This is a genomic window from Rossellomorea aquimaris, assembly GCF_001877785.1.
GTDB lineage: Bacteria > Bacillota > Bacilli > Bacillales > Bacillaceae_B > Rossellomorea > Rossellomorea aquimaris_A.
The window spans coordinates 1,007,310-1,019,854 of sequence record NZ_MINN01000074.1 but is presented as its reverse complement, the minus strand read 5'-3'; the positions used below and the strand labels follow the sequence as shown (position 1 = coordinate 1,019,854).

Genomic DNA, 12,545 nt, shown 5'->3' with positions numbered 1-12,545 from the left:
AAAATTCAAGTAACCTGTTGGTTATCATAGAAATATATAATTAAAGGAGTGAGAGCATGGCTGTCAGATTTATACTGGGACGGGCAGGTACCGGCAAGAGCCACGGAATGCTGTCAGAGATAAAAGAAAAGCTGCGCAGACAGCCGAACGGAAAGCCGATCATTTATCTGGTGCCCGACCAGATGTCGTTTATATCAGAATACGAATTGGTCAATACTCCCGGATTGAACGGGATGATACGTGCCCAGGTCTTCAGTTTTACGAGACTGACATGGAAAATCCTCCAGGAAACAGGGGGGATGAGCCGTTATCATCTCTCAAGCGTCGGTTTGAATATGCTGATCAGGAAAATCATCGAAGAGAACAAGGATAATCTCCGCATCTTTTCCAAGGCATCTGAGAAACCTGGTTTCATTGATCATGTGGAGACGATGCTTACAGAATTCAAGCGGTATTGCGTGAAGCCGCAGGAGCTGGAGGCTTTCAAGGAGGAAGAAGGCCAATCCAAGGCTTTGAAGGATAAAATTCATGATCTTGAACTGATCTATGAGAAGTTCGAAGAGAAGCTCATGGGCAAATATATAGATTCAGAGGATTATTTCCAGCTTCTTGCGGATAATGTGAAGAACTCTGAGCTTCTTAAAGATGCTGAAATCTATATTGACGGCTTCCACAGTTTTACCCCCCAGGAATATCTCATCATTGAACAGCTGATCACACACAGCAGGGACGTCACAATCGCCCTGACTGCTGATTCCAGTCAGCAGTTCGGCCCGATGAATGAGCTGAGCCTGTTCAGGATGACGAATGAGACGTATGATACCCTTCAGGAAATCTGCAAAGGTGTCCGCCAGCCGGTCGAAGAGGAAGAGTATGTTAAACCTATACGATTCAGGAGCGGCTCTATGCTGCACATCGAGAGACATTTTGAAGAACGTCCAGCTGTTGTTTATACCGGAGGGGATGCACAAGATTCCATCCAGTTTCTGGAGGCGGCCAACCGCCGTGCTGAAATCGAGGGGATTGCGAGGGAGATCAGGAAGCTAGCACGGACTGAAGGATACAGGTATAAGGATATAGCAGTACTCGTCAGGAATAGCGCGGATTACCGGGATAAGATCGAAACGATTTTCCAAGATTTCGAGATTCCTTTTTTCCTTGATCAGAAAAGGACGATGCTCAATCATCCGTTGATTGAACTGATACGTTCCACACTTGAAATCATGAATTCCAACTGGAGATATGAACCTGTATTCAGGGCTGTGAAAACGGATCTATTATTTCCTTATCAGAAGGACCCTTCCGAGCTGCGCGAGCAGATGGACCGTCTCGAGAATTATGTTCTTGCCTACGGGATACAGGGTGACCGCTGGACGGGTAAAGAGCGTTGGAAATACCGCCGGTTCAGGGGTCTTGAGCATGTCGATGCCCCCCAGACAGACAGGGAGAGGGAGCTTGAGCATGAAATCAATGAGCTCAGACTATTCATCTCGGCACCGATTGTCCGCCTGGGCAAAAGGCTGAAGAAGCAGCGGACCGGAAGAGGGTTTTGCGAGACGCTTTATCTTTATCTGGAAGAACTTGATATTCCCGCAAAGCTCGAACGCTTGAGGATTCAGGCTGAAGAGCGCGGGGATCTCGTGGCTGCGAGGGAACATGATCAGGCGTGGAGTGCCGTCATTGAATTACTGGATCAGTACGTGGAGATGCTCGGGGATGAGGAAACAACCGTTAAGAAATTCGCATCCATTCTGGACGCGGGTATGGAATCGATGAAGTTCTCGCTTGTGCCGCCGGCGATCGACCAGGTCATCATAGCCGATCTGGAAAAGTCCAGGCTTGCTGATATCAAGGCTGCGTTCATGATCGGCATCAATGACGGGGTACTTCCGGCAAAGATGGGCGAGGAAGGCGTTTTATCGGACGAAGACAGGGAGGCAATGCTCCAAAAGGGCTTCAAGATTGCACCAACGAACCGGACAAAGCTCCTGGATGAAGAATTCGTCGCGTATAAAGCATTCACAACCCCGAGTGAAAGGCTGTATGTGAGCTATCCAATAGCGAATGAAGAAGGAAAGGCCCTCCTTCCTTCCTCCCACATTAAAAGACTGAAAGAGATTTACCCGGAAGCGGCTGAGAAAATGCTGGTCAATGAACCTTCAGAACTCCCGGAAGCAGAGCAGCTGCACTATGTGTGCCACCCTAATGTCACGATATCGCACCTGACTTCCCAGCTTCAGCTTAAGAAACGGGAGTATCCGATTTTTGATTTCTGGTGGGATGTGTATAACTTTTATGCCGGCTCTGGAGAGTGGAAGTGGCAGGCACAGCATATCTTGACCAGCTTGTTCTATGAAAATAAAGCGCAGCGGCTGACGGAAGAAACGAGCAGGGATCTTTACGGCGAGCAAATTCTGGCGAGTGTATCCAGGATGGAGCTCTTCAACAGCTGTCCTTTCTCCCACTTCGCCAGTCACGGACTGAAGCTCAGGGAAAGGGAACTCTTTAAGCTTGAGGCGCCTGATATCGGAGAGATGTTCCATTCCGCCCTTAAATGGATATCGGATGAAGTGGAGAAACACGGACTGACCTGGGCAGGGCTCACAAAAGCCCAATGCCTGCAGCTGGCGAGGGACGCAGTGAGGATGCTGGCCCCTAAGCTGCAGCATCAAATCCTGCTAAGTTCCAACCGCCTGCATTATATAGCAAAAAAGCTGGAACATATTATCGGCCGTGCAAGCCTGATCCTGAGTGAGCACGCTAAGGCGAGCGGTTTTGTTCCAGTAGGGGTGGAACTCGGATTTGGTCCGAATGCAGAACTGCCGCCGTTTCAATTTCAATTGAAAAACGGCACGAAGATGGAATTGCAGGGACGGATTGACCGGGTGGACAAGGCTGAAGATGAAAGCGGAGTGTATCTCCGCATCGTCGACTATAAATCGAGTGCAAGGGATCTTGATGTAACCGAGGTGTATTATGGACTTGCCCTTCAAATGCTGACGTATCTCGATATCGTATTATCACACTCGAAGCAATTCGTCGGTAAGGAAGCCAAGCCTGCAGGTGTTTTATATTTCCATGTCCATAATCCGATGATCAACAGCAAAAAGATATTGACTCTGGATCAGATAGAGAATGAGATTTTCAAGAGCTTCAAGATGAAGGGGCTCGTACTCGGGGACTCCGATATCATCCGTTTGATGGACAGGACCCTTGAAACCGGTAATTCCGATATCATTTCTGCAGGAATTAAAAAGGACGGGACTCTTTCATCAAGGTCCAAATCCGCTTCGAACGAGGATTTCCATTATATGCGGAAGCATGTACGCAAAGTGTATGAAGACGCTGGCAATCAGATCGTCACCGGTGCGGTTGATATAACACCTTATAAACTGAAAGACAGGACACCCTGCCAATTTTGTTCATACCGTCCTGTCTGCCAATTCGATCAGGCCTTCGAGGAGAATGAATACAGGGTCCTCCGGGCGGCTAAGGCAGATGATCTGCTTGCAAAATTAAGAGAGGAGGGAAAGGATGAAAATGGCCAATAACATCATTCCTGTAAAACCCCAGGATGTTACCTGGACGGATGACCAGTGGAAAGCGATCTGGGCCAAGGGGCAGGATATTCTCGTCGCTGCAGCTGCCGGTTCGGGAAAAACGGCGGTTCTTGTAGAGCGCATCATACAACGCATCCTTTCTGAAGAAGACAGGCTGGATGTCGATGAGCTCCTGGTCGTTACGTTCACAAATGCATCTGCTGCTGAAATGAGGCACCGTATAGGCCAGGCAATCGAAAAGGCAATCGATGAAGATCCGCACTCCACGCATCTTAGAAAACAGCTGAGCCTGCTGAATCGTGCTTCGATTTCGACATTGCACTCTTTTTGTCTTGAAGTGATCCGGAAATATTATTATCTGATCGATGTCGATCCCGGGTTCAGGATTGCAGACGAAACAGAGGGTGATCTTCTCCGTGACGAAGTGGTTGATGAATTATTTGAAGATGAATACGGAAAAGAAGAAAATACAGCTTTTTTCAGGCTTGTGGATACCTATACAAATGACCGCAGTGATGGTGCCCTTCAGGAGATGATAGGAAAACTGTATGACTTTTCACGATCCCACCCGAATCCTGAAAGATGGCTGAGGGATCTGACGGAGATGTATGACATCAGTGAGGAAACAGATATCGATTCACTTTCTATCTCTGATCCGCTGAAAGTCGATATCGGTTTACAGCTGCAAGGTGCGCGCACTTTATTTCAACGGGCGCTTGATTTAACGAAGGTCCCGGGAGGTCCATCCCCAAGGGCTGTGAACTTCGAGGATGACCTCGAGGTTGTGAACGGGCTGATACTGGCAGCTGAGGATTCTTGGAATGCCCTCTATGAGAAAATGCAGCGCCTTCATTTTACAAAACTTAAGCCATGCAGGGGAGATGAATTCGATAAAGACCTTGCAGATGAAGCAAAGAAACTTCGTGATCAGGGGAAGAAAATGCTTGAGAAGCTGCAGGAAGAATTTTTCATGAGAAACCCGCAGTCATTTTTGGCGGACATGAGAAAAATGAAAGAGTCCATCCAGACTCTCTCAGAACTCGTCATTGAGTTCGGGCGCCGTTTCAAGGCAGTAAAAGAAGAGCGGGGACTTGTTGACTTTGCAGACCTGGAGCATTTCTGCCTGGATATCCTGAGAGATCCGGCTGAAAGCGGGACGCTTAAGCCGTCGGAAGCAGCACTGCAATACAAACAAAAATTCAAAGAGGTCCTCGTGGATGAGTATCAGGATACCAATATGGTTCAGGAATCCATTCTCCTTCTTATAACAGGTGAAGAGGAACATTCGGGAAATAGATTTATGGTGGGGGATGTTAAGCAGTCGATCTACCGTTTCCGTCTGGCAGAACCGAATTTATTCCTGACCAAGTATAACCGGTTCCTTCCTGAGCCGGGTGAAGCAGGATTGAGGATAGATTTGTCGCAAAACTTCAGGAGCCGAAAAGAGGTTCTTGATGGCACAAACTTTTTATTCAAACAAATCATGGGCATTTCAGTGGGTGAAATGGAGTATAACAAAGAAGCGGAACTCGTGAAGGGTGCACCCTACCCGGAAGATAGGGAATATCCTGTCGAGGTGGCCCTGATCGATCAGGAAACCCCTGAAAGAACCCCTTCGCAGGCTGAAGATGAGTCTTTATCTGTTTTTGATGAAGAAGATATTGAAAAGTCTGTTCTTGAAGCAAGATATATGGCCGGAAAAGTGAAAGAGATGATAGAAGGAAGAAGCCCTGTATTTGATCCGAAAACAAAAACAGAGCGTCCGATACAATACAAGGACATCGTAATCCTGCTTCGCTCGATGCCGTGGGCCGCTGAGATCATGGAAGAATTCAAACGTCAGGGCATCCCGATTTATGCGAATCTTTCCACGGGATATTTCGACGCAACGGAAATTTCCATTATGCTCTCGCTTCTTAAAGTGATCGACAACCCATACCAGGACATCCCGCTTGCATCGGTTCTCCGTTCCCCGATCGCAGGTCTGGATGAAGAGGGACTCGCAAATATTCGTATTTACTCAAAGGCAGGCAGCTATTATGAAGCGTTGAAGAAATTTGCCGAAGAGAAGCCTTCACGGCCAAGCGGGGAAGAAACCTTCGAGAAAGTGAAGCTCTTCCTTTATCAGCTGGACGGCTGGAGAACAAGGGCTAGACAAGGGTCGGTGACAGAACTGATCTGGCAGCTGTACCGTGATACCAGGTTTTACGACTATGTCGGCGGTATGGCAGGAGGTAAGCAGCGTCAGGCCAATCTCCGGGCGCTTTATGACAGGGCCCGCCAGTATGAATCGACAAGTTTCCGCGGGTTGTTCCGTTTCCTTAGGTTCATTGACCGCATGAGGGAACGGGGAGATGACCTCGGGGTGGCAAGGGCGCTGAGCGAGCAGGAAGATGTGGTCCGATTGATGACCATCCACTCCAGTAAAGGACTGGAATTTCCGGTCGTTTTTGTGGCAGGTACGTCAAAGCAATTCAACTTGATGGATTTGAATGCTTCGTATTTACTGGATAAGGACCTCGGTCTGGCAAGCAAATATACAGATCCGGACAAGAGGATAAGCTATCCTTCCCTTCCGCAGCTTGCTTTCAAGCGAAAGAAAAGGATGGAAGCCATTTCTGAAGAAATGAGGGTATTATATGTGGCACTCACACGTGCCAAAGAGAAGCTGTTCCTGATCGGTACGGTAAAGAGCTTCGCGAAATCCGTGAAGAAATGGAAAAGTACCATGAAAGAGAGCGGGTGGCTGCTTCCGGATCATGACCGGGCCGGTGCTTCATCTTATCTTGATTGGATAGGCCCTGCCCTTGTCCGTCATTCTCACTGCATCGAAATCCATGAAGGGGAAATAGGGAGTACCGGGCAAAACGAAGACATACAACTTCATCCTTCCTGCTGGAATGTGACAAAGATTCACAAATCTGAATTGGACGCGGAACAGGATGCCGCTGAGGAAGTTGAAGATGACTGGAGAAAAGCAGTCAGGGACGGCAAAGAGGTTGCAGCGGAATCTCCTCATAAGGAAGAGGTATTTGAACGCCTGCTATGGAAGTATCCCAATATGCGCGCTGCCACCCTGCGTTCTAAACAGTCGGTGTCGGAATTGAAGCGAATGTATGAAATAAGGGATGAATCCGCAAGTGTCGAGCTGCTCAGACGCCAGCAGAAGCCTGTTTATAACCGTCCTGCTTTCATGCAGGCAAAGGAGTTGTCACCTGCAGAGAAAGGAACGGCCATGCATACGGTCATGCAGCATATTTCATTTGAAGATGGCAAGCCGGACGAAGAGACAGTCTCATCCCTATTAGAGAAGCTCGTTCAAAAAGAGATCATGACCGAGGAACAGCGAACGTCCATTTCCATCACGAACATCCTGCGATTCTTTGACGGTGAACTGGGTGAAAGAATGGTGAAAGCAGATGAGATCCAGAGGGAAATTCCATTCAGCATGAGTGTTCCGCTGAAGGAAATTTCCGATACGGGTGATGAGGCTGTGGAGGAAACCATCCTGGTGCAGGGTGTGATAGACTGTGTATTCAGGGATGAAAAGGGCCTTGTTCTCTTGGATTATAAAACAGACGGGATACATGACAGGTATAAAAACGGATTTGAAGAAGCGAAAGAAATTCTGGAAAACCGCTATAAAGTGCAAATTGAACTCTATACAAAAGCACTTGAATCAATATGGAAAGTATCAGTATCCGAAAAATACCTCTACTTTTTTGATGGAGGGCATTTACTGGAGTTGTAGCAGAAAAGCCGCCACGGGATGGAATCATCCTGTGAGCGGCTTGTTTGATCTTAAATAGGGAACGATAGGAACAAATACTGGACAGGGAATTGATATGATATGAAGAATAAAACGACGGGTACATGTGAACTTTGTGCACGACAGCAGGTTGCCGTAACCGTGCACCACATGACGCCGAAAGAAGTCGGCGGTGCGTTCATGCCGACTGCGAAATTATGCATTCCATGCCATAAACAAATCCACTCACTCTACACCAATGAAGAACTTGGAGCCAGATTGAATACCATCGTAGCATTGAGACAGGATGAGAAGATCGGAAAATTCATCAAATGGATCCGCAAGCAGCCGTCATCAAAATTGGTCAGGACGAAAAAAAGCATTGAGCGCAGGAATAGGAGGAGGCAGTAAAAAACTGCGGGAGATTTAACGGATAAGACAAAAAGCAAAAAGCCCTGACACAGACTTTTTGCTCCTTAGTTATTTCCAGTTATCGGCTGATCTACGACATTGCAATCAAATGTGTTCGTGATACTGAAGACATTATAGCTCAATTGGAATGGACCTGTATTGAAACCGCCTGAACCGCCAAACGTTTTTGAGGCAGACTTCGGTGAAATGATGGCAGTATCCCCAAATTGAACATTTCCGCCGCCGACGCTCAGAATGGAAACCGGACCAATTATCGCAGGCATAATAAAACATCCTTCTTTTGTAGTCTACACTTTTAATCTATGTGATAAAGTTGAGAGCGTTCATTCATCTTCATTCCCCTTAGTCGTACTCAATGAATTCAACTGGTTCGCCTTCTTCCGCCGCTTGAGCTTTTTCCTCTTCGATCATCGCTTCCTCTTCTTCACTGTATTCTGCATCGCCCTTCAGCTGCCGGACATGCTTTACCCTTGAGTCCATGTAGACATTGCATGTGTTTCCAATGTGAACGACTGAAGAAAAAGCGGTTGCGAGTACGTGCATGCAGTTTACTTTAATGGGCGAGAGATTCAATCTGCTCACAGAGATCCTTGGATTTATCGGCGGAAGTTCGACGAGCTGATTAAATACCTCTGCATCAAACCTTCCCTCGCTGCCAAGGAAAAACTCTCTTTCACGCTGCACGGCAAATGCTTTTGTTGTGGAAAAAATGGACTGAGAATCACCGAGCTGATAGACGGAAGAGAAGGAAAGTGTCTCTCCTCTCAGTTCATTCACCATTGAATATCTTTTGAACATAGACCCGTCAACCTTTCGGGGTGAGTGGAACAAATGGGCCGATCAATAATGACTCAGGGGGAGTATCGAAAGCTGATGCAAGCTGGATGATATCAGCATCCCCGATCAGTACGAGGGAGGCACTGGCAACCCCTTGAATATCGATGTTACCGACTGATAATTCCCGGTTAATCACTTGTAGGTTCATGATTGTTCATCCCTTCCATATTATCAGGCATTTGTGACATGAATGAAAAGAGGGCGGACTGAATATCCTGCTTGATCTTGGAGATGATCTTCCCGGTCCACTCTTCATCCGTGTGCTTTCCTTCGATAAAAGGAATATTATTCACATAGAAATCGATCCGCTGCGGCATTTGATTCATGAGATCCTGTTGAATCATGTTGAGATATGAGGCATCGATCGACCGCTGCAGCTGCACTTCATTATCGGAAATAAGTGAGGGGAGATCGTTTTTGATGTATGAAGTCACTTCATCCGTTATCTTATCCTTATATGGTGTTATATCCTTTACCGCCTTTTTCTTCCCATTCGGCGCTACGGCGAAGTCCTCGATCTCTTCACTCATCCCCCCGGGGTTCAGTCCGATATTCAGCGTTCCGTCCAATGATTCAACTTTTAATTGATCGAATTTGTATTCTATTTTTTCTACGTTTATTTTTGGAGTGTCTTTGACAGCGGTCATTTCTTCTGTAAGTTTATTGACCTTTTGTTCCAGCGCGACAACTTTCATATTCAATTGTTCGATATATTGATAGAGCTGTTCCGGCGTCATATAATATTGTTTCATGTTTACACCTCTTTCTTTTGCCGCTGGCTAAACTGTTCCGGGGGACTGCAGCGGGACTAGAGGAGAGGCGGAAGGACCCCCGGCTTGAGCTGTTCCTTCTTCTCCACTTTTTTTAGCTGCAGGTGCGGGCTCGGTAAACCCGCCGGTATTATAAAGGTAGCTTCTTGAATTGATTTGTCCGCAGGCACCGATTTGAAGCACGGAGGAATTCGTCATTCCCCCTATTTTGATGAATCGAATCTGGATGGTCTGCTGAAGGTAGTAATTCATTTGAATCACCCTTATAGGTTAAAGTTAATGCCTTGGTCCATGACTTCATCATCCACCGTATAGGTCAATGAACTTTCGTTATACACCGAAATCCCTCTGCCTGTAATGAAGGAACCAGCTCCGGCAAAGGTTTTTGCAGTTGAAATAGGATTGATTGTAAACACATCCCCTATATGAAAAACACCGCTTGATCCGACGCTGACAACTTGAGCTATTCCGACGATTGCGGGCATTTGGCACTCACACCTTTAAGACTAGGATAATTATTGTTATTCTATGTGGGAAGATGAAAATGAGTGATAATCGCCTAAATCGCCGTTCTCATGTACAATGGAAGAGTACTAATTGCTGGAGGAAAAATGAATGAACACATTATCGCCGATTGAACGATCAGAACGTATTGTAAGCCTGGATGTCATAAGGGGAATTTCACTTTTGGGCATCTTCATCATCAACATGATCTCATTTCATTCCCCGTTTCTTTACATGGATCCGTACTCCTGGTGGAAGACACCGGATGATGCGGTACTGTACCCATGGATCGATGTGTTGGTGCAGGCAAGCTTCTATCCTTTGTTCGCCATGCTGTTCGGTTATGGGCTTTCCATTCAACAGGAGCGGGCCAATCAAAAAGGAATGCCTTTTTATTCATTTGGAGTAAGGAGACTTCTAGTTTTACTGTTCATTGGTTCTGTCCACGCTTTCTTGATTTGGTCGGGGGACATTTTAATCAACTATGCTGTTTTCGGGTTGCTTTTATTATTATTTATGAGAATGGCAGGAAAGAGCCTTTTGTTGCTCGGAAGCTTACTGCTTCTGATACCTCAATTATTTTTTAGTATTCTTTTAGTTTTGATGACATATTCGGATCCTGCAGGGGTTGCCCACTATACGAATATCACTGCAGTCCAGGATTCAGTAGCAGCCTATGCTTCAGGCAGTTTCGCTGATATCATGATACAGCGCTTCAGTGATTGGTATGCAGTGAACTCACCAGGGAACCTTCTTTTCCTGACGCTTTCCATTCTGCCCGTCATGATGATCGGTGCAGGTGCCGGTAAATTGAAACTGCTTGAGAAAGCTGTTGAATACAAAAGAAGCTGGTTGCTGCTCGGTTCCGTCCTGCTTACCGCCAGTATCGGATTAAAGCTGCTTCCTATATTAATAGAAGCGAATACTGCGTATTCTTACATACAGGATTATTTGGGAGGTCCTTTCTTATCAGTATCTTATGCAATAATCCTGGCTTTATTATTAGAGAATGAAAATGTGAAAAAATGGACCAGGCCCCTTGCATCTGCCGGAAGGATGTCACTCTCCAATTATCTTTTACAATCGATCATTGGGACATTGATTTTCTATTCATACGGTTTGGGTCTATACGGGGAAGTAACATTGACGACCGGAACCCTTTTAGCCGTCGGAATCTTTATCATCCAGATGATTCTTTCGGAAATCTGGCTGTCCAGATTCAGGTTTGGCCCCGCAGAAAAGCTGTGGAGAGTCCTTAGCTATGGGAAAAGTTCTGTGAAAAAGTCGGAAGGTTAGATTCATATTTTAATAATGAAGAAAAGGGGATGGGAAACGGATGAAGATTACCAGTTTTGAAGTGAATGGAAGATCCACGTACGGTGTTGTGGAAGGAGAAGTCGTTATCGATCTCATAGGTTTGGCTGCTGACCTGGATAAGGAATTCCCTTCAAGCGTACAAAAGCTCATCGAAGCCGGCGAAGCGGCTCTTTCCAAAGTGGAAGAGCTTTTAGAACGCTGCCGAGCGGGAAAAAATTTCGCGGAATACCGGTACTCCGTGGATGAAATCAACTGGCTGGCCCCGATACCGCATGTAAAAAGGAATATCATGTGCGTGGGCAAGAACTATCGGGAACACGCCATTGAAATGGGAAGTGAACAAGACATCCCGGAACATATCATGATCTTCACCAAAGCGACAAACACCGTGACCGGTCATAAACAAAGCGTACCCCTCCATGAAGATGTAACGGAAGAGCTTGATTATGAAGGGGAGCTTGCAGTCGTGATCGGCAAAAAAGGAAGAGCGATCTCACCTGATGTAGCGATGGATCATATTTTTGGCTATACAATCGCTAATGATCTTACAGCAAGGGATCTCCAGAAGAATCACGGCCAGTTCTTCATAGGTAAAAGCCTGGATTCAAGCTGTCCGATCGGTCCGTATATCGTGACTAAAGAAGAAATCGATAACCCGCATCAGCTGGAGATCCGGACGAGTGTCAATGGTGAGGTGCGTCAGTCTTCAAGCACGGAACTCATGATATTCTCCATCCCTGAAATCATCTCCATCCTGTCAAAAGGGATGACACTGGAGCCGGGTGATATTATTGCAACGGGGACTCCTGCCGGGGTTGGGAAAGGTTTTAAACCGCCGCGTTTCCTGAAAGCGGGGGACACAGTCGAAATCGAAGTAGGCGGAATCGGAATTTTGACAAATCGGTTACAGTGAGTGGTTACATTTTCTGTTGCCGCAGTGCTTGTGGTAATATATGATGAGCATTAATATTTTTGCATTGGGAGGTTCACTATGTTTGATAACACACATGCACATATTACGACGTGGGTGATTGCGATCATCCTTTTCTTTGTAGCGGTAAGGCTCCATAATGCCGGCAAAGCGAAAGGCATGAAAGTGGTTCACATGATTCTGCGTCTGTTCTATCTTCTCATCATTCTGACAGGTGCTTTGCTGTTCTGGAAGCATCAGGGCATCAATCCTGCCTTATACGGGATCAAGGCGCTGGTCGGTGTCTGGGTGATCGGAATGTTTGAAATGATCCTTGTACGGATGAACAAAGGGAAAAGCACGAAGATGTTCTGGATCCTGCTGGTTATTTCCCTCATCATCGTCTTCATCCTCGGATTCAGCCTGCCGCTCGGCATTTAATAGGTTCAGGAAAAAAGTCTGCTCAC

General features: G+C 46.5%; 12 protein-coding genes. 6 read left to right on the top strand and 6 right to left on the bottom strand.

What is annotated here, in order from left to right; genetic code table 11:
- Positions 1-56: 56 nt before the first annotated feature.
- From addB to BHE18_RS08905, 3 genes are all read left to right on the top strand, one after another.
- Positions 57-3,551, top strand: coding sequence for a helicase-exonuclease AddAB subunit AddB (gene addB, locus BHE18_RS08915; protein ID WP_071618200.1), 3,495 nt, complete (start codon positions 57-59; stop codon positions 3,549-3,551).
- A complete protein-coding gene (gene addA, locus BHE18_RS08910; RefSeq protein ID WP_171910687.1) occupies positions 3,541-7,311 on the top strand; it encodes a helicase-exonuclease AddAB subunit AddA in 3,771 nt (1,256 codons plus the stop codon). Before addB ends, addA begins: the two co-directional genes overlap by 11 nt.
- Before the next feature lie 99 nt (positions 7,312-7,410).
- Positions 7,411-7,719 carry a hypothetical protein gene (locus BHE18_RS08905; RefSeq protein ID WP_071618198.1) on the top strand — a complete coding sequence of 103 codons (309 nt, stop codon included), beginning with the start codon at positions 7,411-7,413 and terminating at the stop codon, positions 7,717-7,719.
- 65 nt (positions 7,720-7,784) lie between these two features.
- Here the strand turns inward: BHE18_RS08905 and BHE18_RS08900 are convergent, their stop codons facing one another.
- The 6 genes from BHE18_RS08900 to BHE18_RS08875 form a co-directional block, all read right to left on the bottom strand.
- Entirely contained in the window at positions 7,785-8,003 is a 219-nt protein-coding gene (locus BHE18_RS08900; protein WP_032089211.1) for a spore germination protein, read from the bottom strand.
- 79 nt (positions 8,004-8,082) lie between these two features.
- Entirely contained in the window at positions 8,083-8,538 is a 456-nt protein-coding gene (locus BHE18_RS08895) for a spore germination protein GerPE (RefSeq protein WP_071618197.1), read from the bottom strand.
- 7 nt (positions 8,539-8,545) lie between these two features.
- Positions 8,546-8,725, bottom strand: a complete 180-nt coding sequence (locus BHE18_RS08890) for a hypothetical protein (RefSeq protein ID WP_032089210.1) — start codon at positions 8,723-8,725, stop codon at positions 8,546-8,548.
- Entirely contained in the window at positions 8,706-9,329 is a 624-nt protein-coding gene (gene gerPC / locus BHE18_RS08885) for a spore germination protein GerPC (RefSeq protein WP_071618196.1), read from the bottom strand. Before gerPC ends, BHE18_RS08890 begins: the two co-directional genes overlap by 20 nt.
- A 27-nt stretch (positions 9,330-9,356) precedes the next feature.
- Entirely contained in the window at positions 9,357-9,599 is a 243-nt protein-coding gene (locus BHE18_RS08880; protein WP_071618195.1) for a spore germination protein GerPB, read from the bottom strand.
- An 11-nt stretch (positions 9,600-9,610) separates the two neighbouring features.
- Positions 9,611-9,832, bottom strand: coding sequence for a spore germination protein (locus tag BHE18_RS08875; RefSeq protein ID WP_071618194.1), 222 nt, complete (start codon positions 9,830-9,832; stop codon positions 9,611-9,613).
- A 130-nt stretch (positions 9,833-9,962) separates the two neighbouring features.
- On the opposite strand from BHE18_RS08875, the gene BHE18_RS08870 reads away from it, so the two are divergent.
- The 3 genes from BHE18_RS08870 to BHE18_RS08860 all read left to right on the top strand — a co-directional run bounded on the left by BHE18_RS08870 (position 9,963) and on the right by BHE18_RS08860 (position 12,519).
- Positions 9,963-11,147: a DUF418 domain-containing protein gene (locus tag BHE18_RS08870; protein ID WP_071618193.1), complete on the top strand. Its 1,185-nt coding sequence runs from the start codon at positions 9,963-9,965 to the stop codon at positions 11,145-11,147.
- A 40-nt stretch (positions 11,148-11,187) separates the two neighbouring features.
- The gene (locus BHE18_RS08865) at positions 11,188-12,081 is read left to right on the top strand and encodes a fumarylacetoacetate hydrolase family protein (RefSeq protein ID WP_071618192.1); all 894 of its coding nucleotides are present in this window, start codon (positions 11,188-11,190) and stop codon (positions 12,079-12,081) included.
- A gap of 78 nt (positions 12,082-12,159) precedes the next feature.
- Positions 12,160-12,519: a YisL family protein gene (locus BHE18_RS08860; protein WP_071618191.1), complete on the top strand. Its 360-nt coding sequence runs from the start codon at positions 12,160-12,162 to the stop codon at positions 12,517-12,519.
- The last annotated feature ends 26 nt before the right edge of the window (positions 12,520-12,545 follow it).